Genomic DNA, 23,858 nt, shown 5'->3' on the forward strand with positions numbered 1-23,858 from the left:
CTGTGCAGGTGCCAGAGGAACTTCCGTGAGGCCCCGGCACTGTCGGTGCGGACCAGAACCTTCTCCCCGGCCAGGGCCCCCGGCCTCGTCAAAGAAGCTCTCGGGCAGCTGGGCTGCGGCCGTGTGGAAGACCCGGATGTGGTCCTCAGCGCTGTTCGCTCCCGCGTTGCCCGGCCTCAGCACGGCGGCGAGGATCTCCCCGGAACCGTTGCCGCCGCCGTAATCGACGCTGGCGATGAAGGGGGCGAACCCGTAGCCACCCTTGTAGGTTCCGGACACGTTCTCCTTATCCGAGTGCGAGGTCACCAGGGTCGCGTCGAGGTCGATGACAAGCGGGTCCGCGGCTGTCGCGGCCAGTGCCGGGTTCCGGTCCCCGGCGGCGTCCCAGGCCCGGGTGCGCAGGGCCCGGGTGAGGGTCTCGAATCCGTAGCTGAACAGCTCCGGGTTGGCCACGGTGCGTTCGAAGAACCGGGAGACGGTCGCGTTCGAGGGCAGCTGACCGAAGACCCCCGGGTGAGGAACGCAGGATGTCCAGATCCGAGGCGTGTTCGCCTCCGGCGGCGAGTATCGCTGCCAGGGAACCGAGGAGTCTGCCCGAACGATGCCGCGCGCCGGAGGGAACAAACTGTCCCAGCCTGTCCTCGCACAGACTGCCGAAACCCAGGGCATCCATGAAGCTCGTGAGGACCGTGACCCCGGCGTGGGAGATCAGCGACTGGCCGGTGAAAGTGACCGGAACGGACGGAAAAACACGGGTAGACTTTTGCATCGAAAGGGTGCTCCCTCGCTCGGCAAGTAACGGTCTCGACAACCACTATTTTCCCAGTTCAGAGCACCCTTTCCCTGATTAACACGCCATCCCGCCGGCCCCGCCATGAAAACCTGGGGCTAGATGGCGTTGAATACGCGATCGATCTCAACGAAGCTCACGCGGCCGAGCTGCGTGAAGCATTCGCCCGCTTCACCAAGGCCGCTCGCAAGACAGGCGGGCGAGCCCGGACGGCAGTTCGGTCGAGTTCCTCCAACGCCAAAGAAGTTCGGCAGTGGGCTCAGGACCAGGGTATGCAGGTCAATACTCGCGGCCGCATCCAGGCTGACATCATGGAGAAGTACAACGCCGCACACTAGAACCAAAACGAAATCAGGGCCGGAACTCATTTAGGTTCTGGCCCTGATTCGTTTAATTGCCCTGCCACTCCCCTATGCCTCACGCTCTGAGTATGGAAGTTTCCCAGCGCGGCCTGGTCGTCGGCCTCCGCTGGCAGCGGTGGTTACGACCGCTACGCCGTATGCCTTTACGCTGTCGGCGGTGTCGGCGGTGCTGGTGGTCGGGATAATTGGAGCTTGGTTATTACCCGTTCGGCGCTGAATTGATTTGCACCGGCCAGACTTCCAGGACACTGGTTCCTATTGGGGGAAAAGCATGTCCGTCAAAAAGTCCGGGGTGCTCGTAATCGCGCGTATCTCGCTCGCAAATTCAATCGCCGGCTCTTCGAGCGTCTCAGCGCCCGCCGGCGCTGATGATGGAGCCAACCACCTGAAGGCGGTTTGTTGGAATCACGGACTTAACCGCCTGCACGTAAGCTGGTCCCCCAGCGCGACATCTTAGGCCCGCCGCTCCAAATCCCATACAGATAGGGCATGGCCCTTGGCTCGATCGCAGCCTTCCGGGCAGCCGGCAATGGAACAGCACGACAGGCCACTCATTGCGTCGTCGCAGGGCGCCTTGTCATGCGGACAGCCTGACCCCGGGCATTGACCCCAGAGCCTGAAAACAGAAGCCCAACGGTTCTTCGAAGGGATGCGGGAAGCCCATTCAGAACGTGACATCCAACATGGAACGCACGCGGAACTGTTCCCCCACGTTCCCCAACGCGCCAGAGGGAGCCACGCACCCGAAATGCGGAGGAGATAGCACGGGCCGGAACCCCATCCGAGACGGGCGCAGACGCCCACGCTTCTCTCATGGCACCAAGAGTAGTAACCCTTGTTGGACTTCGACGGCTCAAAGGCAACGGAGAGAATTTTGTTTGCCCTTGACGGCGTCGAATATGCAATAGATCTCAACGACGCTCATGACGCGAACGGCATGAAGTATTTACCCGGACCTGACACCGGACGCTCCATAAGAACCGCGGCGGACCGCCGTTCCGCCATGTCGTCCTCGACCACGCAGGCAATGAACGGATGTGAAGTACCAGCCACGCAGCAGGCAACCCCCTTCGGCCCACCGCCCCCAAATCCGGCGTCATGCAGTAGACGCCGCAGGCACCCATGGAGACGTAACAACTGCCCGAACCGTCGACCACACAGGGAAGGAGGCAGCCAGCCACAGCACCCGCCACGAACAAAAATGGGCCCCCGCGGGGGCCCATCAGTGAACAGTTTGTGCACGCTCGGAGGCCCACAAGCCCCTGAACAGGGAGAACACGTGCCCGAGGTGGGACTCGAACCGGGTTCCAGCCCTTGAATTTCCGCTGCTCCCCCGCAAACCTCCGCAATCCGGCCCGGTCCGGCACCAGTACGACCCGATCCGAAGCCCAGGGTGTGCACATTGTGCACACCCTCCTTTCTTGCCCATTTTGTTCCCAGCCCCAGTTGTCTGCCGTGACGGCTTGGATCACTTTGGACAGATCCCCAACCAGCCGCTCCGGCGATTCGTCAGTCGCAGGGTCCCGCCCCTGATATTTACAGCTTGTCAAGCCTTGTCAACACTAAAAAGACAAAAAGGCCTCTGACCTGCGATAACACTGTGCCCGAGGTTGGACTCGAACTGCATTCCAGCACCTGCAAACACTGGCAACCCAGGAGGACTTCCGGAATTCGAGCCAGTCCAACCGATATACGACCCGGACCAAAGGAGGAGGCGTTGACACTGTCAACGCCTCCTCCCCCTTGCCCACACCATCGAAACCAAGCAAGAGCCGCGGATGGCAGGGCTTGACCTTTTTATATCGTGAACTTCCATATGCAGAAAGCTACCCCTACGGCCGGCAGGCGGCAGTACAGCTTGTCTGAGTTTGAACCGGGTGCCACCATGATCGGCACACGCAGGGAGCTCTATTTAAGCTCGGCTACTAGATGCAGCGCATCGTCCAATATAGGCTCTCACTTGGCCGAGAAAGTGGATCTACGAAGTGGGACCGGGATGGCGGAAGCTACGTACTCTTGCAGCAGCGTCGAATTTTTTCATTCGACCGTAACAAAAACGGCCATCGAAAAGCTCGCGTCGAAGAAAAACCTTGTCATCTACTGTGGCGCTGGAACGACCATCGACAGGACTGGCCTGGGATGGGCTGCCCTCATCACGAGCATTTTCACAGGCGGCACGTCTAAAGGATATCCCACAGACGAAGAAATCAAGTTGATGGCGAAAACTGAAGCGAGCCCTCTCCAACTGGCTTCGATACTGACCCAGTACTCGTTGGAGAACTTTTCCACGGACGTCAAGATGCAAGAGAATCTGGGTGCCCGCCTGGCATCGCTTCTCTACCAGAACGCGTCATGGGCCGGAGGGCTAACAAGCGAGTTTATCGCACAGTTAGCCTTCGAAGTCAGTGCGGGTTCGGGCGGCAGCGTGACCATTGTTACGACCAACTACGACACTTTCATAGAGACGCGCATAAGGGAGCTGTGCACCGGCTTCAGTAGCGTACAACCAGAAGATGTCTTAGCAGACGGCGCCGATGAAATAGTCCAAACGAACCAACGCACCGTGTCGGTGAATGCCATAAGCAACGACCAGCTTGAGCAGCCTCTTGAGGTGAATCACTCTGCCGACGGAGTTCAGTTCGTATATTTGCACGGGTCGGTCGACGCAGCAGGTACGCATCGGGGCACGCTAGTACTTAGCGAGGCGGACTATCAGAGAACCCGCCAGTATTCCGTGGAATTGCTAAGTCTTCTGTTCAGCCGCCAACAATCAGCGGTTGTGATTCTAGGTGCGAGCCTCACGGATCCCCCACTCATCGAGGCCTTGGCTGTCACGAGGAAAAACGCTGAGGATCCTGGTAATAAAATTTCTCGAGTTTGCGTCCTGCCAATTTCTTCTACCGGTTACGTTCGGCACGGCCTCTCTCCCCAAGCGATGAGTCAGATGAAGCGGCACATCACAAAACGCGGCCGGCTCCTTGGGGTGGACATCCTCATTCCGGACTTTCATTTTCAGGTGGCGCAGTTCGGCTATGAGCTCTCGTTAGCTGCGGCTGAGCGACCATATTCAACGTCCGACGAGCGCTATGGAATGAGACTCAGCCGATGGTTTACTGATTGGGAGAAGACTAATGAAAAACATGAGGAGTTCTCGGCCAAGTTTTTCGCCTACAGCCAGAAGCGCCTCGCCCTATTGCGTTCCTCTTACTTCGACTACGACACGGACGACAACGGCGAGGATGAGTCACTTAGGCTAGAAATTTGGGCTCGGACGGGTCGAGGCACTCGCCAACTATCCCTGATAGCAAGCTCCCTAGGGGTCCTGACCGACAAAACAGTTCGAAGATGCGAGCCTCTTAGCGTGACGTCGACAAATGCTTCCGTGCGGGCGTTCCAGGAGGGCCGGCCACTGCATGTCGATGCCACCGACATCCTGCGATCAGGAAAAGCAGATGTCACAAGCCGGTGGAAATCATATCTTTCAGTCCCAATCAAAAACGACGACGTCGTGCCTGTTGGAGTTGTAACTCTCGCAAGTACGCGCACTCGCGATTCATCCGGTTTGCCTTCTGGCATCTCTCAGCGCATGGAGCAGATCGTCGACATGTTTCGAGACTTAGGCACGCTGTTTCTGGACAACCCCACGGACCTGCCTGGCCCGCCCATATAGTCTCAGAGTACCCAGAGCTTCACGCCTTGCCGCGCGCTCGGCCGCTATCTTGGCGAGAGCCGCTGCGTCTTCATTTGGAGCAATGGCTGCAGCACGCGCAGCTGCCTCCGTGACCCGGGCCTTGATGAAGTCTTCTCGGCTAATAATGTTCATGGTCCACATCCTCTGTCTCAGTCTGGGTTGCGACGTGACCGGCGGCAGCCCGGCCTGTTTGAAACGTGTAGTTAGCCAATCGCTTTTGGCTTCTCGGGCTACCCTGCGGGAACAGTAGATCTTGATACGCCTGGGTGCATAACGACCCCAAAACTGACGGAAGTCTCATAGCGACGACAGTAGTCCCACATGGAGGCTCTGGCTACCGGCATCGCGTCACTCCTTGTCAATCCTGCTGTTCTGACAAAGTCTGGCACGTAGGTTCTCGTAACTCGGGATGGGAGCAGTGTGGCGCAACAAGTGGTTAGTTCAGAGTATTGGCTGCCCACCCGAAAGCACTATCCGGAGTACTTGCCAGTCGGTGCCACCACCTAGGTGCTGGATCCGCGGTCGTAGCGGCGGTCGGTGGCCCCGAGCCGAAGGACGCCCGCTGCCACGCCACTTGGCGTGGTCACGCTACTGATCTCCGAGGCCCACGCAGCCTCGGACTGTAATGTAGTCGCTCACTCTCAGTCGAACGGCAGCGCCCTGCACGGGTGCGGCGATGATGCTCATGGCGGTTCTCCTCGGAATCCGGTGGGTGCGCGGCCCTGTGCTGCAGCCCGCCCTTCGTCGATGACTCCTCCGTGACGGCTCCGCTGTCACCTCCCCCGGCCGCACCGGACAGACGACCATGGACACCACTTGCGCGACGACCGGCCCGCGACTCGGATCTCCACCGCATGGGAGGATTTCATGCCTTGTACTGGCGGCACTATGGTCGAAGCATGCCGACTCAAAGCACGCGGATCATCCTCGATACGAACTTGTGGTCCACGCTGGATGATGGGTCACTTCCCCGGTTGGAGACCCTCCTCGAAGAACAGGACCTGCAGGTGCAGGTATTGCCCAGCACACTGCTGGAGATCGTCGATATCCCGCTCGAGGAGGTCCGCAGGAAACTGGTGGCCGGCCTTGCCAGGGGTTCCAGGAGAACGCGCGTTCGTACCGAGGCGGATCTGTTCGCTGAGGAAGTCGTAGAACTCATCAGACGTACTCGTCCTGAGTGGCTTCGCCGGATTCCTGACCGTGCCGAGGTGGAACGTCTCCGTACCTTCTGGTTGAAGAAGATCTGGAGGCAGGCTCTGGAGGACTCGACGGCCCTGCATGAGCATCAACAGGGCCAGTCCCCGATGAGAGATCACATCGTCGACGGACAGAAGCAGAACCGCAAAGGGATGTCGGAAGAGAAGTTCAAGCTCGGCGACCTCACAGAGCTTCACGGAAAGGACGATCCGGAGTCTGACAGGCCCTCCCTTCTCGGGAAGCTGCCTGGATGGGACGGCTCGCCCAGGGCCCTGTGGCGACTCAATCTCGCGCACTTGACTTGGCACCAGCTGGGAGTCGTCGGCCCTCGAGCTCGCATCACGGGCGAGGACCGCACCATGACCGATTGGATCGAGCCTTGGGTGGACCTCGGGCAGCTGCGGTCCAGCCCGGAGAGCTTTGTACACATGTGGCTGGATGAGGTCCACATTGCCGAGGTCCCTCGAAATTGGCTGAACTGGGCAGTCGATTTCGTGCAGCTGACAGTCAAGGTCGGCTCGGGGAACCCCGCGGACGCTCAGCACGCGTCCTACTTGGTCGACTGCGACCTGTTCCTGACCGCAGACAGGCGCTTCGTCGAAGTCTTGGAACGGGTTCGCGAAGACGCTCCATTTCCCTTTGCCGAAACGGTCTTGGTGGACGGCGACCGTCGGAAGGGTACGCCTACGGCAGAGCGGATTGAGCAGGCCCTGTCTCACGTGGCCCAGGCGAGGAACCTCATTGACGCTCGACGCGCCCTTTAGTTGATGAGGCGAAGACGGAGCCCTTTGGCGTCCGGGTGATCAGCGCTGATGCCTTCACCCTCCGATGGTGCCTGCCTGAAGTAATGCAGGAGGGAAAAGAGAGCCCCGACGAAGAGCGCGACCGCACATCTCCGTCAGGGCTCTGGGTGGGTCTCAGGCTGCCGCCCGGTTCATAGCGAAGTGCTCGCGCACGGCCTCGCGGGCTGCGGGTACTCCTCGTAAGGGTCCGGGTAGGCGGCATCGAACCGGGCCGCTGTGGTAATGCCTTGGAATCGCAGTAGCTCCAGGAGATCCGGCAGGTCCTGCACACGGCCGGAGAACTCGGCGCTGTCGGCGGCGATGATCTTGGCCCGAGTCAACGTGGGCACGCTGGCCAGCTGGAGCTCGATGCGCTCGTACGCTGTGTCGTCACCGATCCAGCGCGCCTGGTACATGGAGGCCACGGCCTCAGGGTTACCGCCGTCCATGACGTTGTCATTGTTGGTCCAGTCGCGTTCCAACACCGTCGCAGGAAACCACTTCAGCTACGACGTTGCCTCCGGGTCCGTCAGGCCGTCGGGGCAGACGCCCACCATCATCCTGGTGGCTTCCGGAAACAACAACTACATCGCCACCAACAACACCGCGTCAGCCATCACGGTGCATACCGTTGTCCTGGATGCATCAACCTCGGGGTCCAAGGTGCTGGACAGCGGTGATAGCAACCAGGTGGTGCGGTACGCGTCCAACTACGCGTTCAGGGCCACGCCGTAACCGCACGGACCGCCAGCCCGGCCAGACGCGCAAGAAAAAGGACGTAAGAACCAGCCGGAAAGTCATGTCATCCAGACCTCGTGGCTGCATGAACTCGTGTCAGCAGAAACAGGCAAAGGGCGCGTCGCCGATGAGCAACGGCATGACCGGACAAGGGTGCGCACACTGTACACACCCCCTTTGGCCGGACAAGCAGCCACCAGGTGCTCCCCCAGACCCAAGAAGCAGCGAACCGGGACGCAAAATCTTCAAACAATCCCCGCAGGTCATGTCGACACCACAGCCCCAGCGCATGAATAGGTACAAGACCATCCACGCCCAGCACAACCAACCTGAAAGGAGACCCGAATGACCCCACATCCCAGCAGGCGGAGGGCCCACCAGCCAGGGCCCTGAACCCGCCACTCACACAACCGAATAGGCCACCGCGGCGGCTAGGCAACAGCCGCAGAACAGCGTCAGAGGGACCCGAGCAGGGTCAATGTACACACGTTAAAGCAAAAACCCCCTCTGACGAGGGGGAATGCTGTGCCCGAGGTGGGACTCGAACCGGACTCCAGCCCCTGCAAACACTGGGCTCCCGCCCAAACATGCGGAATCCGGCCCAGTTCGGCAGCACTACGAGCCAATCCAAAGCGCAGGGTGTGGACACTGTCCACACCTCATTTCTCTCCACCAAAGACCCTCAAACAGCCGCACCCGCCTCGAAAGGGTGCGGCATTTCTCTGTCTCGACAAAGTTGAACAAGCCGTTGGACTCCACTCGTGACCGCAACCTGGTCATGCCCTCGATCATTGCGGGTTCCTGGGCTGACCGCTAAGAATTCGGAACTCAAACTTGCCGCCGCGAAACTGGCAGGCTGGCAAGGCAAGTCTTGACCCTGCAGGAACAGAAGGCCAAGATCGACTCGGAGGTCGAGACACTCTTGCAACGAGTGCTGCCAGGACTTCCGAACCACTGGTTCCGGTGTGGGGACGGAACAGTATTTGGCCAGTTCGCGTATCGCGGCTGCCTCCCGCGCAGCCTTTCTTCTCTCCAAGAAGAGCGAAGAACGCTGATCGCCATGGTACTCAGCAGCCCCTGACCGGGAAGCGGTCCCAGCCCGGGATTGGATGACTCAGCGGGCTTTCTGCGGGGGACTTTGCGAGCCCGACCTATCCACTGGACGAGTTTGGGCGTAAAACGATGGCATGGGTGCCTTGGCTGCTTGGTGGCGGATGCGTTTCCGTCTGCTCGGTGCGGCAGCTTTCTCCGCGGTTTTGATTGTCGGTGTGAGCGGTTGCGTGGGAGCCCCTCCGGATCCGGCCCCTCCCCGGCCGGCGCCGCCGAGCGCCGCCGCGATCCAGGCAGCGACGGATTCTCTGGAGGGAAGGGTCCAGCACTTCATGGATGGGGGTGCGACGGCCTTCGTTGTGCAGGTGCGATGGCCTGGCGGGGAATGGTCCAAGGCTTACGGGGTGCGAAACCTCGATACCAAGGACCCGGCCCGGCCCCAGGACCGGGTATCGGTAGCCAGTATTACGAAGTCGATGGTCGCCGTCTCCGTCCTGAAACTCGTCGACCAGGGACTCATTGGGCTTGATGACCCGGTGAACGGTGTTCTTGAGAGCTTCCGGACCACGCTGCGGCCGCCCGGACCGATCACCGTCCGCCAGCTGCTGAACCACAACTCCGGCCTGCCCGACTACGGCGACGCAGAACACGAGGCGGAACCACTGCAGCAGGTTGTGAACACGCGGCTCAGCCTGCAGCGGGGACTCGAACTGGCTGCCACGCTCCCCTGGGAGTCCAAGAATGTGGACCGCTTTGCTTACTCGAACTCCAATTACCTGGCTCTTGGTCAGCTGATCGAAAAGCTCCGCGGACGTCCCGTCGGCGACGTGCTCAATCAAGACATCTTTGCACCTCTGGGGCTTCAGCACACGTCGCTGGCCGAACCAGACCGCGGGGCTCCGGACAACATCCACGCCTACAGCATGGATGGTAGCGAACGGGTCGATGTCACCCAGGCCGAGGTTTGGGTCGGCTCCCCCGCAGGCGGCGTCATCTCCACCACGCAGGACATCAACACCTTCTACCGGGCCCTCCTCCAGGGCCAGTTGCTTTCCCCCGCCATGCTGGAGGAAATGAAGAAGAAGGCCGGCTTCGCGGAATACGGGCTCGGTCTAAGCCGGTTTCCTGACGCATGTTCCGGCGAATTCCGCTACGGCCATCACGGGGCGATATTCGGTTACATGAGCATTTCCGTCACGAGCGCCGACGGCGGCAGCCAGGTCACGATGGCCATGGCAGTTCGGCCGATGCCTTGGCAGGACCCAGCACGCCGCATCGACCTGCTCGGTACGCAGATGGAATCGGCTGCCCAGGAAACCCTCGACAACCTCTGCCACTGAACAGATTGCAGAGCCGGGCCTGGTTGGAACTCCCTGGTTGTGAACGCGGCAACCCTGGCCAGGGACCGATTGGCACGCGGGCCTATCCCAGCCCGGCAATGCCAGCCCAGGTGTTACTCCCGCCGGTCCCTCCACCGCCACGGTCATCGTCCTTGCCGCAACGCCTGCAGCGCTTGTAGCGGCTGCCGTCCTCGGTGATTTCCAGGTGTCAATCGTGGCGCATGTTCAACTTGCACAACAGGGTCCTGAGCATGATGCTCTCCGATCTGAGGCGCGATCCATGCAAACCGCGTACCCTACCCAGCCAATGAAATTTTAAGCCCTGCCCCTGGAAACAAACAACGGATCCGCTTCTCGTCAGGGTCATCAAACACTTCACCCCGGCCAGTTACAACTAAGCGGCACCACCACGTCGCCGCAACCCTGTCACCGCCGGGATGAAACTCTAGGCCGACAGGCAGCTAGCCGTACGAGACCCCGCCACCACCAGCTAACCGCACGGCCGCCCTAATGGAGCACACCACGATGCCCGTGACCACCATGCCGGTCCGAAGATCGTGCATGGCCGGCAGGGCCACGAACGTGCAGGTCAGGAGCGCGGACCCCGCCAAACCGGTCTCTGTCCTTCACCTGCCAGATGGCGTACCGTGAGCACACTCGCACACCGTATCTGCCCGGAATTTGCCCCATTTCTCCGGGCCAGCTCAGGAAGGCATCGTCAATGGAGATGAATATCAGGGACCACTGGGACCGGCTCAGTCCCGCGACACAGCAGTGGCTCAGCGACAACCCCGGCTGCCAAATTCTGCCCCGCACGATGGCCGAAACGATATGCCAGGAGTCAGGCACCCGCGCTGACTGTGACCAGCACGGCCAGGCAACGCTCTCCTCGGAAGACCTCGACTTCCTCCACGCCGGGGCGAAAGGACCCCCGGCCCTGCCGGAACTGCGGTTCTTTGACGCAATTCAGCCCGGGGAAGGCTCCTGAAGCCGGCACCGGGCCTGCCCTAGGTTCCACGCAGCGCTGAAACCTCGGGCGTGCCTCCGATATCGGGCATTACCTGAGTATGCGGCGGGCGGTCTGGCGCCGCGACGTGTTCAGGTGCATTTCATGGCTCGGGATGACTCAGCGCTCGGCCGGTTTGGGGCGGAGGAGGCGCTGACCTGACGAACCTCCAACCGGCCGGGCAGGGGTGCTCAGGCTCCCGGCGCCCCGGAGAGTTCCCGGGAGGTTTTTCCGGGGAAGTAACGGCGTAGTCGGGGGCCGTGAAATAGCCAGGGTAGCTTTGCCCCGGTCCGGTTGACCCACGCCGTGCCCATTCCGGCTTGCGCTGCACCGTGGATGTCCCAGGGGTGAACGGCGACGAGCAGCATCAGCTCGGGAGCCACCCCGACCCACGCGCCCAACAGGGCACCAGTGAAAACAACCCGGTCCAAGAGAAGCAACGCCACTGTCACCACATTTTGCACGGCTGCCGGCCCATATTCGACACCCTAGCGAAAGGCGTAGGAGAAGTAGCGCCACCTGCACTGGCAACCGGCGTCGCTCCCGTTCTTTGGGTATGGGCGCTAGCTGCGGCGGCATCCGCCATCCCATGCTTGTCTCACCGATTCGGTCTCGGCCGGAATTTCCTGAGAGACTCGATGTCAACTCACAAGACACCCGGAATCAGTAGTACCTGTCCCGGCACCGTAGTTCCGGAGCCTCAGCTCCAGTTAGTGGGGGCGACTACAGTCACGTCGACTAGGTTTTTGACGCCCACCAAAGTAGCTGTCCCGATCAACACGGAAACGATCCATGAGCAGCTTGTCGGATCGCAGGATTGGGACTGCCCCGCCCTAACCGACGGAGTGAACATACGTCTTGTACTCCTGGAACTCCTCGATGGCGCGCGGTCCCCTGAGACGGCCCAGGCCGCTTTGCTTGAACCCGCCCTCCTCGAACTGGTCGGCCATGACAACCCAGGAGTTGGTCCACACGGTTCCGGCCATGATCCGTCGCGCCACTCTGAGGGGCCGGTCGATGTCCCGGCTCCAGATCGCCGCGGAGAGCCCGTAGCGCGTGCCATTGGCCAACGCGACGGCCTCGTCCTCGTCGTCGAAGACCTCAAAGGTCGCAACAGGGCCAAAGACCTCCTCCTGGACGAGTTCAAACTCCACGCTGTCGACTTGGAGGAGACTCGGGCGGTAGTAGGCGCTGCCGTCGGCGACAAGGCCGCCACGGACCAGCGGCTTCGCTCCCGCGTCGATGGCCCTGCGCACGAACCCGTCGACACGGCGGGCGCTGGCCGCGTCGATCATAGGACCCATGTCGCTGGCTGGGTCGTCGCCGGGGCCCACCACTACGGCCTCGAGGGCCGCGGCGAGCCGTTCCCGAAGCTTGCCGCTGACGCCGTGCTGCGCGAGGACCCGGCTCCCTGTCATGCAGAACTGCCCGGCAAAGACCGTCACGCCCTTCGTCAGTACGGGCACGGCCGCGTCGAGATCAGCATCGTCAAATACGATCATGGGTGTCTTTCCGCCGAGCTCGAGCAAGACCCGCTTGAGCGTGGGCGCAGCGCCCGCCATGATCTCGCGACCCACGCGGGTGCTTCCGGTATACGAGAGGGCGCCGACGAGCGGCGACGCGCCAAGCTCGCGTGCTAGCAGGTCTCCGGACTCGGTGAGCGAGCTGAGGACACCGGCGGGGAGACCGGGCACGTCAGCATAAATCTCGTGGAGGATGCCGTTCACGAGCCCTGTCTGGAAGGGCATCTTCACCACTGCGGTGCAGCCGGCGGAGAGCGCCGGGGCCACTGAACGGACCGAGAGGATGACCGGGGAATTCCACGGCACGATGATCCCTGCAACGCCGATCGGTTCAGGCACCGAGGTCACGTGCACGCCCGCCCGGACCTCTGCCGCGCGCCCTGTCGATGTCAGCGCCAGCGCGGCGCAGTAGCGGAGCATGGCGGGGGCACCTCCCACCTCACCTTGGGCCTCACTGACCAGCTTTCCGTTCTCCCGCGAAAGCAGCTTTGTTAGCTCTGGGCTGCGGCCCTCAATACGGTCGGCGAGCTGATTGAGCACCTTGTGCCGGAGCTGCCTGTCGGATGCCCAGTCAGTCTCTTCAAACGCCCTGCGTGCGCCGGAAAGGGCGGCCTGCACCTGCGACGCATCGGCTTCTGTGTAGGTTCCCAGAAGTGAGTCGTCAGCCGGCGACCGCGACTCGCTTCCCTGGGAGTCGACGATGAGTTCGCCGTCGACGAAGTTTCCCGCTTCTGCCCCATGCACCCTGGTCATGCTCGTCTCCTCACGGTGTCGCCCATCTGCACGTCGAGAGCCGCCGACGACGGAGGGCCCGTGCAATCGGGACACCCGTTGGTGAAGCCACGAGGACTCACAAATGTGGGTGGCCAGGCACCGATGCTACTGCTACGCCGACGTAGCCACCAGACTTCCGGGAAGCTTTCCGCGTCCTGCCCACGCATGAGGGATATGGACCCGTGGCATGTTTGCGGCAGGGGTGCCCCCGCTCCCCCGTCAGATCCCCGTGCCGGCACGCCCCCTGGCCGAGGATGGCCAGGCCGTTGAGATCCCCGGCTTGGTAGGTGGTCACGCCGGCGGTGTTGGAGGGGTTCATCAGCTGGGTCGGGTCCTGGACGTGGTCCAGCCCGACGACGTGGCCGAGTTCGTGCTCGATGACTCCTTGGGCCTGCGCCGGTCCGTTCCGGCCGATCATGGCCTGCAGGGCGGGGCCGTTCAGTTCCAACTGGCCGCTGACGTAGGTGTATCCGGAGTTGTCGATGCTGACCGCTTCGCTGCCGCCCAGGCCCATGATGTTGCTGCCGACCGGTTTGTTGGTGAAGCGGGGCTCCTCGGCGGAGGTTTCCCACGCGATGAGCGCCGGCGCCCACCGGTCCCCGTACCGGGCCGGCTGGTAGGACTGGTGCTGCGCGGACAGCGCCTCCGTGGTGGCCCCGTCGTTGATGAACACCAGCCCTGTCGCCCGGGACACCGCGGCGACGGCGGCCTGGATGAGTTCCGGTCCGGCGGCCGGTGAGTTGGCCGCGCGGGTGACGTAGTGGATGGGCCGGCACGGGTCATAGGTGACCGGCTTCCCGTCATCGCCGGCGCGCAGGAAGGCATAGGCGCCTGAGCGGGCCGGCCGAGCGGGAACGGCTGCTCTTCGCGGCCCGGGGAGGGAAAGTCGGTGACGGCATGGGGTGTGGACCCGCCGGCGAGGCACGTCCCGGGGGCAGCACGGGATTCGGGATGGTGAAGGGCGGGGCCGGGTTGACCGCGGGGCAGCCCAGGAACGTCGACGGTTTCAGGTCCCCGTGCAAGTACATCCCGACACCGGCCAGGTAGGCGACGCCGGCCAGCACCCCGGCCGTCTTCAACAGCAGTGCCAGCATCCGCCCGATCGCTCGGAGAATGCGCAGCGGCCAAGGTGCACGGCGAGGCTGGACATCCCTGATCGCGGAGGAGGTGTGGATCGGGCCGGTCTCCCAGCCGGGAAGCAGCGGGGACGCGTTGCCGCGCCAGCCCTCGGTCCCGGCCGCTCCCCCGACCATTTCTTCGAGCTTCCACAACGGGATCCGCTTCGGTTCCGCGGGTCGTGCGAACAGGTCCGGCTCCGGCTCACTCATGCGTGCTCATACCCTCACCATCGTCCGAACCGCTGTCAGCGTAAGGGAACCCGAGGCTCCGGACGACATCGAGGGCGGCCTTCAGCCCTGCATCGTAGCTGCCGTCAAGGTCGCTGGGGGCGGCTGGCTGCGACGGCCCACGTGGCGGCACCGTATTCACGGTGGATGGCCCCGCGCGCGTCGGTGAGCTCGCGCTCGGCTTCCAGCCGCCGCTCAGCCGGCGTCTGGGCCCTGGACCCGGAGAACCTCAGCAGGTCGACGCGCCCATCGGATGGATCCCGGATGGGCATTTCCAGATAGTTCTCTGCGTAGGGGAACTCCGGCTACCACCCGGCCAGGCTCAGCGCGCTCATGATCGACTCCGGATCAGTTGCCGTGTCATGCCGTTCCCCCCGCATTCCTATATGAACAGGTATCAGAGCGGAAATTCAGGACCGGAGGCAACCCTCGGTCAACCTAAAAAATAATCAGCAGGTCATGTTGTACGCGGCCCCGGCCACCATGAACTGGTGAACGCCAAAACCCAACGAAAGGACGAACGAGGATGAACACCCAGAAGAGACCCCACAGGGCGGTACGCGGTCCGCCGTAGTCAGCCACTCCCCCACAACCGAATAGATCTATCCGGGACCCCACACACCCGGAACATCAGTTCAGAGGCGCGAGTGTGCACAATGTGCACACGAAAAAACAAGAAAAAGCCCCTGAACAGGGAAAACACGTGCCCGAGGTGGGACTCGAACCGGGTTCCAGCCCTCGCAAACACTGGATTCCCGCGCAAACATACGGAATCCGGGCCAGTCCGGTACCAGTACGACCCGATCCGGAGCCCAAGGTGTGCACAATGTGCACACCCCCTTTTCTGCCCACTCCAGTGCCTCAACCAAGCGGGCCGAACGACAGGCCAGGAGGGGCAGTTGCGTCCTGCGCGCGGTTTCGCCCTGCCATGGAGAGTCGGCCTCCGGAACCGGACCGGCCTCGGTCACGCACCGCGCTACGGGGCGGCCCTTGTGCTGGAAATCGACGAACATCATGGCGGCGCGTTCCTCCTTCCAGAGTTCATGGAGCAACGAACAGCAACCGGTATGACCAACCGACGGCCCGGCTGGACCGCTACGAAGCGAGCACATCCAACAGCACAGAGGACCCGACCGCAACGACCGCCTTCTCCCCGGCGAAGACGTGCTGAATTGGCTGGCGGCAGGCAACTGATAGTGGAGATTATGACAACCTAAAGAGGTTGATATTCTCCCTTGGCCAAGTTTTTCCTGATTGCGGAGGCTGCGAATCTCGACCTCATTCCACCGTTGGTGGGAGCATGAACCATCTCGTTGGCTACAAGGTGAGAGAGCGTTCAATGACCGATCACATCATGGATGGCCTAATACAGCTTGGCTTCCCAGTTGTGGTCCAGCGTAGCTTGGGTGAGCCATGAATGAGCCTGCCCGCCTTTCGTTACTGCAGCGCTTTCGAAAAAGGCTCGAGGTAGACACTCTGCTCCGCGATGTCGTTGCCGGGGTTATCGGCGGGCTCCTGAGCGGCGCCGTCCTTTCGGCCGTGGCGCTCTCGTATGACAGCAACATAGCGACTCGACAACAACGGGCTGATGATCTTCGGTTCGTCAGAGACGTCTACATCCAGGGTGCCACCGCGAGGCCTTTTCACGGGGTTGACCTTGAAGGCATGAGCTTGAAGGGCTTGAGATTCGGCTGCAAGGACGGGCAAATCGTGGAAAGGTGTTTCGACTTTGCCGATTTCTCCGGCGCCAACCTCAAGAACGCAGACATGTCTCTTATGGACTTGTCCTGGGCAGACTTTACAGACGCCGATCTCGACGGGACAAACTTCTCAAACTCCGACCTGGGTGGCGCCAATCTCTCAGGCGCCCGCAACCTGGACAAGGCCAACCTGAAGAACACCTGCAATGGCGCGACGCGTTGGCCAGATGGCTTTCACGTTCCTCCCAAGCAGTTCGAGAACTGCCTCCCGCAGGGTTTCTGACCAGAGGGCTGCGCTTCCCTAGCTACTCAGCGGTCTGGCCCTCTGCTGCCTGCCTCACCTGTTTAGACAGCAACCTAGGCCAGCAATGCCGCTGCGACCGGCGGGGCAACGACGTTGGCGGCCTGCCCCCGGCCACCATCTGGCCAGGCTCAGCGACCAAATGCTCTGCTCCGGATCAGTGGCCATGTCATGCCGTTCCCCTCGTGTTCCTTCATGAACAGGTATCAGAGCGGAAATTCCCGAACGGCGGCAACCCTTGGGTCAATCCAAAGAACAAGCAGCAAATCATGTTGTAAGCGGCCCTAGCCACCATGAAGGGGTGAACGCGAAAACCCAACGGAAAGGACGAACGAGGATGATTCCCCAGAAGAGGCCCCACGGGGAGGTACCCGGTCCGTCGTAGAGAGCCGCCCCCCGCACAACCGAATAGGTCTATCCGGGACCCCGCACACCCGGAACATCAGATCATAGGCAAGAGTGTGGACACTGTCCACACGAAAAAATACCTAAAAAGCCTCTGACCTGCGGAAACACTGTGCCCGAGGTGGGACTCGAACCGGGTTCCAGACCCTGAATTTCCGCCACTCCCCCGAAAACCTCCGCACTTCGGTATATATCAAGCTGTTGGTGACGGCTGGTTGGTTTCTTTGTAGTTGATGCCGGCGTGGCTGGGGGCGCCGGGTGCGGTGGGTCTGCGGCGGTAGCGGTGGGGGTTGCGTGCGTGGCAGGCGTCGAGGGTTGCCTGCCGCCGCTGGCATACTTGCTCGACGAGTCCGTGGTGGACGGTATCCGGGGTGTAGTAGCTCAGTCCGCTGTGGCGGTGGTTGGTGTTGTAGTCCGCGAAGAACGCCGCCATGTGGTCCCGGGCATGGTCCAGGTCCTGGAACCTCCGGGGGAACTCCAGATCGTATTTCACGGTCTTGAACAGGGATTCCGAGTACGGATTGTCATCCGATACCCGCGGGCGGGAGTAGGAGAGCTCGATGCCCAGGGACCGGGCCAAATCCAGGGTGGTGCCGGCCCTCATCGGGGCCCCGTTGTCGGCATGCAGGACGGCGGGACGCTGCTGGTTTCCGGCCACCGCGTCCGTGATGAGAGCGGCGGCCAGGGCGGCCGTTTCGGTGTATTCGACCCGGTGCCCGACGACCTTGCGGGAGAACATATCCATCATCGCGTAGAGCCGGTAGGTGTGTTTCCCCGGGCCGTGGAGCATCGTGATGTCCCAGCTCCAGAGCTGGTTCGGGGCGGTCGCGTGCACGATGGGTTTGACTCGTTTGGGGCCGGTTCCCGTGCGCTGTTCGCGGCGGTCGCCGTTCTGTCCGTTCCGGGCCACGATGCGGTGGGCGGCGGCGATGGAGAAGAAGCAGTGCCCGGCGTCGAGCATCCGGTAGTAGGCCTGGGTGACGGAGAGATTGGCGTATTCCCTGGAGTTCAGCAGCTCCATGAACGCCCCACCTTCGGCGTCGGTGATGCGGTTCGGATAGGCCCGGTCCGAATGGGGCACCAGGATCCCCGGCGGCGTAGACGGGCTCAAATGCCGGTACCAGGCCGTGCGGTGAACGCCCACCAGGGCGCAGGCCTTCACCGCGGACCAGCCGGCTGTGATCAGTTTTCCGGCAAAGGTCAGGGCGATTTCTTTCCAGGCTTTGGCGTCAGCCACTCCGGCCGCTGCGGCTCCTGTTCTTCCAGTTTTGGATCCGTCGCCGCCGCGCTCTTGGCCATCGCGTCCAAGAGCGCGGAAGCTTTTCCCAGAATGTCCACCGCAGCCTCTGACCTCTCCAGCTTGGCCTTGAGGATTTCGTTTTCCTTCAAGACCCGTTTGAGCAACTGCTTATCGCCTGCGTTCAATCGCTGGTCCTCCCTTAATGCGTCCGATCTGGACTTCAGCTCCCCGGACTCCCGCTGGCGGCACCAATGGTTCATGGTGCCCTCGGTGATGCCCACCGCCCTGATGAATGCGGCTTTCGAACCCCACTCAAGGCATTTCTCGTACTCATCCAGAATCGCGTGCTTCTGGTCGGTAGTGAAGTGCTTCCGGTTCGAAGCACGGACAGGCATAACAAAATCCATGATGGACCTTTCCCCGCTCTGAGCACCGGCCACGGGCACGGGCAACAGCAAACCTGTCACACAAGAGCCTGACACACAGGGACTCCGGCCCAGTCCGGCACCAGTACTACCCGATCCGAAGCCCAGGGTGCGGACACTGTCCACACCCCAAACTGCCGCACCCCGGATGGACAGGGTGCGGCATTTCTCGGTCTTGAAAAGTTAGACAAGCCATAGGACTCCACGAGCGGCAGCAACCTGATCATGCCCTCGCTTAATGCGGGCGCTTGGGCAGACCCCGCAGGGCTGTCGGTCGCCAGGCTTTTCAAAATCATTTCACCTCCGTTCCTCGCCTTCATGGCTGCAATCGTCGAGAGCCGCGTGACCGGCGGCGCCTCTCAGAACCCCGTTTCCGCGCACTCGACGGAGTCATGCTCCAATCAGGGAACGATAGCGACGGCACCGACATAGGGCGGCGGCTCAGCGCAAGCAAATGCGACGCCGTCGCCGGACACCTCTCGCCGCCTCCGCTTGCGGGCAAGCCGATCGTTGTCGGCGGCCGGGGCGGCCCCATAGAACAGGCTGTGGTGTCGACCGCATCCTACGAGGCCAGGGCGTTCGGTGTGGGTTCCGGAATGCCTTTACGCATTGCGGCCCGGAAAGTGCCCGACGCCGTGGTCCTGCCCGTGGATCATGAGGCTTACCTCGCGGCGTCTGAAACGGTGATGGCTACCCTGCGCGCGCAGCCCGGCGCCACCGTGCAGGTACTGGGATGGGATGAAGCCTTTGTCGGCATTGAGACAGAGAGACCGGAGGCCTACGCCTGAAAACTGCAGGCCGCTGTCCTGGAACGAACGCAGCTGCACTGCAGCGTGGGCATCGGCGACACCCTGGTCCGAGCCAAGGTCGCCACCGGGTTCGGCAAGCCGGCCGGCGTCTTCCGTCTCACGGCCGGGAACTGGCTCGACGTCATGGGCAGCCGGCCCACCAGGGAACTATAGGGCGTCGGAACCAAGGCAAGGTGCTCGACTTCTGAGCCTTCCGGTCATCTTCCGGGGGTATTAGGTGACGGTGAGCTGTGTGTACATGCCTGCGGCGTAGTGGCCGGGGAAGTTGCAGACCAATTCGTAGCGTCCCGGCCGAAGGTCCACAGTGACCCAGCCGGTACTCCGGGGCAGGATCCCCTGGCCGGCGCCTTCGGCGCAAGTGGACGAGGCCTCGCCCAGGCTGCCGGCCTCGTCGATTTTTCCGTCCCCCCCAACGGGCCGGGTTCCGGCGATCTGGTTTCCGGGAAGCGGCAGGATCACCAGCTCATGGGCGTAGCGCCCTGCGTTGGCGAGGACAAAGCCCACCGTTCCGTGCGGGACGGTGGCCTTATCGGCTGTAAGACGCATGGCTCCCTGGCGTCCGGGGCCGCCCATCATGGGCCCTCCCATGTCCGTTGCAGCGACATTGACCACCGTTCCGGCCAGGGCCGGTGCCGCGCAACCCGCGCGGTAAGTCAGGGCGCCGTCCCGTTGCGGTCCCAAAAACGCGACTGCGACCAGAGAGAGCGCCGTCAGGGCCAGTACGGCGAGGATTCCGACCAGCAACTCGACCCGGGAACGGGAGCTCATTGCTTCCGCCTGAGTGCTGCCCGGCGCGCCGTGAGTTCACTTTCGTCGATTTCCCCTCGGGCGAACCTTTCATTGAGGATCCGTTCGGCCTCGTCGTGGGGTGGGTAAGGTCCGTAGGGGCCCGGTACTGCCGGACCCTGACCGCGGCGTAGCAACAGGATCACCACGGAGACGACACCGCCCCAGAAGAGCAGCATCACCAGCGCCATCAGGATCCATCCCCCGGTCCCCCAACTGCCGTCCCATCCGTACATCATGTGCGCATCTCCTCAGTGTTGCAGGGTCCAATACTCCAAGGGGCCGTAGTGGCCGCCGGCCACGGGCAGGGACTTTCTTAGCCTGCAGCCGCTTCGACGGCCGGCCACCGAGGCGCCATTCAAGCCACACGCTTGGTTTCTACCCCAGCAACCTTCTCCTGGGCCACGTAACCTCTGCCGGCGCGCTTACCAATGCCGGTGATGCTCACATTGGTGATGCCCTCCCATCCAGCCAGGCCCACGGCCGCGCCATCCGGCGTATCCACCGCCGGGCCCCCATCCCCGACCCATCATGGCCCCCGGGTCCAGCCGCGATCTGCAGTGCTTGCAGACAGTCGCTCCTGGTTTAATGCTCTCTTTGCAGAACGGGCAAAGTCCCTGATGTTCCGGTGACTCCGAGCCGAGAAAGGAGCCGCAGTGTTTGCAGATTATGGCCCCGGCTTTGATCGTCTCCTTGCAGTAGGGACATTCGGCGCTCCCGCCGGGGGCCGCTGATTCGTTTGGGCCCGCACCTTGCGCTGATTGCTCACTCATTCGTTTCCTCCTGTGGAATTTCGTAACGACCCGGAGATGTGCTGTGAAAGCAGGAGCGTCCCGGATGGTTCCCCCGCCTCGAGACCCGGGGCACAGCGCCAGTTAATCCCCTCATGCGGGCACGCAACAGGGAACAAAGTCACCCGCTGAGATGACTATCTGCGATCCAGCTGGCGCGGCCGATACCTGAGCCAAGAACGACAGGACGGTCTTTTGGGGGCCGATCATGGTCCTTCCGGTATCGCTCGGTGTTTGGGCTCAGAGTATGGATCCAAGCGCGGCCGGTACATACGGCTCGGCGTGTCCTCGATCCCGGCACCGAGTCGCGTGCCCCGGGACGGTGAACTGTCCCGTGCCACACGAGTGCTGTCTTCAGGGCCGGCCTCACGAGTCTCAGGCGCGGCCCTTGAGGATCAGGTTCCAGTACATAAACGGCAGGCCGTAGCGCTTGAGCAGCCACATGTCGCTGCGTTCCTTGGTGGTGTCGATGAAGGGGATGCTGGGGGCGGGCTGGAGGGTGTAGTCGAACTCAGCCAAGGGGTATCTTGGCGACCCCCCGCAGCTTCCGGCACCACATCGGACGTCGCGAGCCCTGCCGGCCAGGTGGCCCCCGCAGGTCGTCACTACCGGCTTCGACGCGTTCTCCCGGGAGCGCAAAAGGGTCCGCTTCCTTCGTGCGCCGGCGCCTGCTTACAGCGGCGTCATTGGCTGGCGCGCTTCGGCCTGCCCCACAGATCGGCATGGAACAGCGGGGCCAGCAGACAAAAGTTGAACACTCCAGCCGCGATCATGACTGCGCCAAGGACAGCCAGCAGAATGCCCCAAAGGCCGCCGGCGGCGAAAATTCCTACCGCGGCCAGCACCAGACCAGCTGCTATCCGCAAAGCCCTGCCGGACGTGCCGCGCATAAAGGCTACAAATTCCATGATCCTTCTCCGTTTCTCGGGTACAACTACTGTGCTGGACGCCGCCGGGGTGAGCTAGACATGCGTGGTGGTGGCGGTGTGCCTCAGGCGAGGGACAGAAAGAGTTTTTCCAGGTCCTTGGTGTCCATGCTCGAGTCCCCGCGGACGAGGCACTGCTCGAGGCCGCTGGCGATGATCGCGAAACCTGCCCGGTCCAAAGCCTTCGAAACAGCGGCGAGCTGGGTGACGATGTCCTTGCAGTCCCTGCCCTCCTCCAGCATGCGCGTAACGCCGGCGAGCTGTCCCTGGGCACGCTTGAGCCGGTTAATGACGGGGGTGAGTTCTGTCGAATCAAGTTCCATGGCGGACTCCAGAGGTGGTGTGTACTTTTTGCTAATTCTATACCCCGGAGGGTATAACGGCTAGCAGCGGGTCTCCGGTATCCCGCCGCGCACGGACCATTTGCAAGATACCCCCAGGGGTATTACCGTTGTAGTTAGAGGAACGGAGAATCCCTTACGGAAACTCCCCCACCGCCCAACAAAGGAGAGCCCCATGCTTATTGAGCGCATTTACGACGAAGACCTCGCCCAGGCCAGCTATTTCATCGGCTGCCAGGCCAAGGGCGAAGCACTCGTCGTTGACCCCCGCCGCGACATCGACGTCTACCGCAACCTCGCCGCAGCGAACGGGATGAAGATCGTGGCCGTCACCGAAACCCACATCCACGCCGACTTCCTCTCCGGAACCCGTGAACTGGCCGCCGCGACCGGCGCCACCGCCTATGTCTCCGGCGAGGGTGGAGCGGACTGGCAGTACCGCTTCGAGGCGGAGCGCCTCAACGACAACGATGTGATCAACCTGGGCAACATCACGGTCAAGGCCCTGCACACCCCCGGCCACACCCCGGAGCACCTGTCCTTCCTGATCACCGACGGCGCGTTCGCCGACGCCCCCGGCTACCTGCTCTCCGGCGACTTCGTCTTCTCCGGAGACCTGGGCCGGCCGGACCTGCTGGATGAGGCTGCCGGCGGGGTGGACACGCGCTTCGGCGGTGCCAAGCAGCTCTTCGCCAGCCTGCGCGATAAGTTCCTGACTCTTCCGGACCATGTCCAGGTCCACCCCGGCCATGGCGCGGGCAGCGCCTGCGGCAAGGCCCTGGGCGCGATCCCTTCCTCCACCGTGGGCTACGAGCGGCTCTACGCCTGGTGGGCCCCGTACCTGGCCGCCAACGATGAGCAGGGCTTCGTCGACGAACTCCTCGACGGCCAGCCCGATGCCCACGCATATTTTGGCCGGATGAAGCGTGAAAACCGGCAGGGCCCGGCCGTGATGGGCGAACGCGCCCCGCTGGCCGAACTCGACCCCGCCACCGTCGCGGAAGACCTCGCCGCGGACAAGGTCACGTTCATCGACACCCGCACCAACGACCAGGTCCACCAGGGCACCGTGACCGGATCGCTGAACGTACCGGCCGGCAAATCCGTCGCCAGCTTCGGCGCCTGGGTTGTCAACCCCGAAACCGACAAGAACCCGCTGGTACTCCTGGCCCCGGACCAGGCCGCCGCTCAGGACATGTGGGACCACCTGGTCCGCGTCGGCATCGACAACGTCGCCGGCTACCTCACCGGCCTTCAGGGCCTGCCCGTCAGCACCCCGAAGCTCATCGCCCCCGAGGAGCTCGCCGGCTTCGACGCCGCCATGGTCCTGGACGTCCGCAACCGCACCGAGCACGCCGCCGGACACATCCCCGGCTCCCACCAGCTCAGCGGCGGACGCGTGATGTGGAACCTGGACCAGCTCCCCGCCGAAGGCACCATCGTCAGCTACTGCCAGAGCGGTGTGCGGAACTCCGTCGCAGCCAGCGCGCTGCGCCGCGCCGGCTACGACGTCGTCGAACTCGACGGCAGCTACG

General features: G+C 62.7%; 22 protein-coding genes and 2 pseudogenes. 10 read left to right on the plus strand and 14 right to left on the minus strand.

The genetic code is table 11. From position 1 onward, the window contains the following. A pseudogene (locus tag QCD75_RS19685) lies at positions 1–769 on the minus strand (transposase); the annotation flags it as partial. A 140-nt stretch (positions 770–909) separates the two neighbouring features. Between QCD75_RS19685 and QCD75_RS19690 the strand changes: the two are divergent. The 4 genes from QCD75_RS19690 to QCD75_RS19700 all read left to right on the plus strand — a co-directional run bounded on the left by QCD75_RS19690 (position 910) and on the right by QCD75_RS19700 (position 6,804). Then, the gene (locus QCD75_RS19690; RefSeq protein ID WP_441005523.1) at positions 910–1,128 is read left to right on the plus strand and encodes a histone-like nucleoid-structuring protein Lsr2; all 219 of its coding nucleotides are present in this window, start codon (positions 910–912) and stop codon (positions 1,126–1,128) included. A gap of 862 nt (positions 1,129–1,990) precedes the next feature. Beyond that, positions 1,991–2,470: an Lsr2 dimerization domain-containing protein gene (locus QCD75_RS22390; protein WP_441005522.1), complete on the plus strand. Its 480-nt coding sequence runs from the start codon at positions 1,991–1,993 to the stop codon at positions 2,468–2,470. Between the two features lie 642 nt (positions 2,471–3,112). After that, entirely contained in the window at positions 3,113–4,822 is a 1,710-nt protein-coding gene (locus QCD75_RS19695) for an SIR2 family protein (RefSeq protein ID WP_301231138.1), read from the plus strand. A gap of 920 nt (positions 4,823–5,742) precedes the next feature. Beyond that, positions 5,743–6,804 carry a hypothetical protein gene (locus QCD75_RS19700; RefSeq protein ID WP_301231139.1) on the plus strand — a complete coding sequence of 354 codons (1,062 nt, stop codon included), beginning with the start codon at positions 5,743–5,745 and terminating at the stop codon, positions 6,802–6,804. Positions 6,805–6,974: 170 nt separating this feature from the next. Here the strand turns inward: QCD75_RS19700 and QCD75_RS19705 are convergent, their stop codons facing one another. Further along, entirely contained in the window at positions 6,975–7,271 is a 297-nt protein-coding gene (locus QCD75_RS19705; protein WP_301231141.1) for a hypothetical protein, read from the minus strand. Between QCD75_RS19705 and QCD75_RS19710 the strand changes: the two genes are divergently transcribed. The 3 genes from QCD75_RS19710 to QCD75_RS19720 all read left to right on the plus strand — a co-directional run bounded on the left by QCD75_RS19710 (position 7,270) and on the right by QCD75_RS19720 (position 10,938). Next, positions 7,270–7,557 carry a hypothetical protein gene (locus tag QCD75_RS19710; RefSeq protein ID WP_301231143.1) on the plus strand — a complete coding sequence of 96 codons (288 nt, stop codon included), beginning with the start codon at positions 7,270–7,272 and terminating at the stop codon, positions 7,555–7,557. The two genes, QCD75_RS19705 and QCD75_RS19710, sit on opposite strands and share 2 nt — an antisense overlap. Before the next feature lie 1,217 nt (positions 7,558–8,774). Next, positions 8,775–9,950, plus strand: coding sequence for a serine hydrolase domain-containing protein (locus QCD75_RS19715; RefSeq protein ID WP_301231164.1), 1,176 nt, complete (start codon positions 8,775–8,777; stop codon positions 9,948–9,950). 721 nt (positions 9,951–10,671) lie between these two features. Beyond that, positions 10,672–10,938 (plus strand): hypothetical protein, encoded by a 267-nt coding sequence (locus tag QCD75_RS19720; protein ID WP_301231144.1) that lies wholly within the window; start codon positions 10,672–10,674, stop codon positions 10,936–10,938. 851 nt (positions 10,939–11,789) lie between these two features. On the opposite strand, the gene QCD75_RS19725 is transcribed toward QCD75_RS19720, so the two are convergent. From QCD75_RS19725 to QCD75_RS19740, 4 genes are all read right to left on the minus strand, one after another. After that, entirely contained in the window at positions 11,790–13,232 is a 1,443-nt protein-coding gene (locus QCD75_RS19725) for an aldehyde dehydrogenase family protein (protein ID WP_301231145.1), read from the minus strand. A 97-nt stretch (positions 13,233–13,329) separates the two neighbouring features. After that, positions 13,330–13,926 (minus strand): matrixin family metalloprotease, encoded by a 597-nt coding sequence (locus QCD75_RS19730; protein ID WP_301231146.1) that lies wholly within the window; start codon positions 13,924–13,926, stop codon positions 13,330–13,332. A 127-nt stretch (positions 13,927–14,053) separates the two neighbouring features. Further along, on the minus strand, positions 14,054–14,581 hold the full coding sequence (locus tag QCD75_RS19735; RefSeq protein WP_301231147.1) for a hypothetical protein: 528 nt from the start codon (positions 14,579–14,581) through the stop codon (positions 14,054–14,056). A gap of 104 nt (positions 14,582–14,685) precedes the next feature. Further along, positions 14,686–14,871, minus strand: coding sequence for a hypothetical protein (locus tag QCD75_RS19740; protein WP_301231148.1), 186 nt, complete (start codon positions 14,869–14,871; stop codon positions 14,686–14,688). A 1,141-nt stretch (positions 14,872–16,012) separates the two neighbouring features. Between QCD75_RS19740 and QCD75_RS19745 the strand changes: the two genes are divergently transcribed. Further along, a complete protein-coding gene (locus QCD75_RS19745) occupies positions 16,013–16,582 on the plus strand; it encodes a pentapeptide repeat-containing protein (protein WP_301231150.1) in 570 nt (189 codons plus the stop codon). A gap of 616 nt (positions 16,583–17,198) precedes the next feature. Here QCD75_RS19745 and QCD75_RS19750 read toward each other — a convergent pair. Then, positions 17,199–18,242: an IS3 family transposase gene (locus QCD75_RS19750; RefSeq protein WP_301231151.1), complete on the minus strand. Its 1,044-nt coding sequence runs from the start codon at positions 18,240–18,242 to the stop codon at positions 17,199–17,201. Beyond that, positions 18,206–18,652, minus strand: a complete 447-nt coding sequence (locus QCD75_RS19755; protein ID WP_301231152.1) for a hypothetical protein — start codon at positions 18,650–18,652, stop codon at positions 18,206–18,208. Before QCD75_RS19755 ends, QCD75_RS19750 begins: the two co-directional genes overlap by 37 nt. Positions 18,653–19,098: 446 nt before the next feature. Between QCD75_RS19755 and QCD75_RS19760 the strand changes: the two are divergent. Next, a pseudogene (locus QCD75_RS19760) lies at positions 19,099–19,629 on the plus strand (Y-family DNA polymerase); the annotation flags it as partial. 63 nt (positions 19,630–19,692) lie between these two features. Here the strand turns inward: QCD75_RS19760 and QCD75_RS19765 are convergent. The 6 genes from QCD75_RS19765 to QCD75_RS19785 all read right to left on the minus strand — a co-directional run bounded on the left by QCD75_RS19765 (position 19,693) and on the right by QCD75_RS19785 (position 22,305). Further along, complete coding sequence (locus QCD75_RS19765) at positions 19,693–20,247, minus strand: sulfocyanin-like copper-binding protein (protein ID WP_301231154.1); 555 nt, start codon at positions 20,245–20,247, stop codon at positions 19,693–19,695. Then, positions 20,244–20,504 carry an SHOCT domain-containing protein gene (locus tag QCD75_RS19770; protein WP_301231157.1) on the minus strand — a complete coding sequence of 87 codons (261 nt, stop codon included), beginning with the start codon at positions 20,502–20,504 and terminating at the stop codon, positions 20,244–20,246. The genes QCD75_RS19765 and QCD75_RS19770 overlap by 4 nt, the downstream gene beginning before the upstream one ends. A 186-nt stretch (positions 20,505–20,690) precedes the next feature. Then, positions 20,691–21,038 (minus strand): zinc ribbon domain-containing protein, encoded by a 348-nt coding sequence (locus tag QCD75_RS22270; protein WP_367400676.1) that lies wholly within the window; start codon positions 21,036–21,038, stop codon positions 20,691–20,693. A 393-nt stretch (positions 21,039–21,431) separates the two neighbouring features. Then, positions 21,432–21,575, minus strand: a complete 144-nt coding sequence (locus tag QCD75_RS19775; protein ID WP_301231158.1) for a hypothetical protein — start codon at positions 21,573–21,575, stop codon at positions 21,432–21,434. Between the two features lie 164 nt (positions 21,576–21,739). Beyond that, a complete protein-coding gene (locus QCD75_RS19780) occupies positions 21,740–21,964 on the minus strand; it encodes a YgaP family membrane protein (protein WP_301231160.1) in 225 nt (74 codons plus the stop codon). Positions 21,965–22,047: 83 nt separating this feature from the next. Beyond that, entirely contained in the window at positions 22,048–22,305 is a 258-nt protein-coding gene (locus QCD75_RS19785; RefSeq protein ID WP_301231161.1) for a metal-sensitive transcriptional regulator, read from the minus strand. Positions 22,306–22,498: 193 nt separating this feature from the next. On the opposite strand from QCD75_RS19785, the gene QCD75_RS19790 reads away from it, so the two are divergent. Further along, positions 22,499–23,858: MBL fold metallo-hydrolase (locus QCD75_RS19790; RefSeq protein WP_301231162.1), on the plus strand; the 1,360-nt coding region annotated here is incomplete at its 3' end.

Origin of the sequence: Arthrobacter sp. PsM3, assembly GCF_030433895.1 — a bacterium.
Taxonomy (GTDB): Bacteria; Actinomycetota; Actinomycetes; order Actinomycetales; family Micrococcaceae; genus Arthrobacter.

What these genes read in the sequence shown, in the direction of transcription:
- QCD75_RS19700 (WP_301231139.1), top strand. Translation starts at nt 5,743, where the DNA reads ATGCCGACTCAAAGCACGCGGATCATCCTCGATACGAACTTGTGGTCC.
- QCD75_RS19710 (WP_301231143.1), top strand. Translation starts at nt 7,270, where the DNA reads ATGACGTTGTCATTGTTGGTCCAGTCGCGTTCCAACACCGTCGCAGGA.
- QCD75_RS19705 (WP_301231141.1), bottom strand. Translation starts at nt 7,271, where the DNA reads ATGGACGGCGGTAACCCTGAGGCCGTGGCCTCCATGTACCAGGCGCGC.
- QCD75_RS19715 (WP_301231164.1), top strand. Translation starts at nt 8,775, where the DNA reads ATGCGTTTCCGTCTGCTCGGTGCGGCAGCTTTCTCCGCGGTTTTGATT.
- QCD75_RS19720 (WP_301231144.1), top strand. Translation starts at nt 10,672, where the DNA reads ATGGAGATGAATATCAGGGACCACTGGGACCGGCTCAGTCCCGCGACA.
- QCD75_RS19725 (WP_301231145.1), bottom strand. Translation starts at nt 13,232, where the DNA reads ATGACCAGGGTGCATGGGGCAGAAGCGGGAAACTTCGTCGACGGCGAA.
- QCD75_RS19735 (WP_301231147.1), bottom strand. Translation starts at nt 14,581, where the DNA reads ATGAGTGAGCCGGAGCCGGACCTGTTCGCACGACCCGCGGAACCGAAG.
- QCD75_RS19740 (WP_301231148.1), bottom strand. Translation starts at nt 14,871, where the DNA reads ATGCCCATCCGGGATCCATCCGATGGGCGCGTCGACCTGCTGAGGTTC.
- QCD75_RS19745 (WP_301231150.1), top strand. Translation starts at nt 16,013, where the DNA reads ATGAATGAGCCTGCCCGCCTTTCGTTACTGCAGCGCTTTCGAAAAAGG.
- QCD75_RS19755 (WP_301231152.1), bottom strand. Translation starts at nt 18,652, where the DNA reads ATGGATTTTGTTATGCCTGTCCGTGCTTCGAACCGGAAGCACTTCACT.
- QCD75_RS19765 (WP_301231154.1), bottom strand. Translation starts at nt 20,247, where the DNA reads ATGAGCTCCCGTTCCCGGGTCGAGTTGCTGGTCGGAATCCTCGCCGTA.
- QCD75_RS19770 (WP_301231157.1), bottom strand. Translation starts at nt 20,504, where the DNA reads ATGATGTACGGATGGGACGGCAGTTGGGGGACCGGGGGATGGATCCTG.
- QCD75_RS22270 (WP_367400676.1), bottom strand. Translation starts at nt 21,038, where the DNA reads ATGAGTGAGCAATCAGCGCAAGGTGCGGGCCCAAACGAATCAGCGGCC.
- QCD75_RS19780 (WP_301231160.1), bottom strand. Translation starts at nt 21,964, where the DNA reads ATGGAATTTGTAGCCTTTATGCGCGGCACGTCCGGCAGGGCTTTGCGG.
- QCD75_RS19785 (WP_301231161.1), bottom strand. Translation starts at nt 22,305, where the DNA reads ATGGAACTTGATTCGACAGAACTCACCCCCGTCATTAACCGGCTCAAG.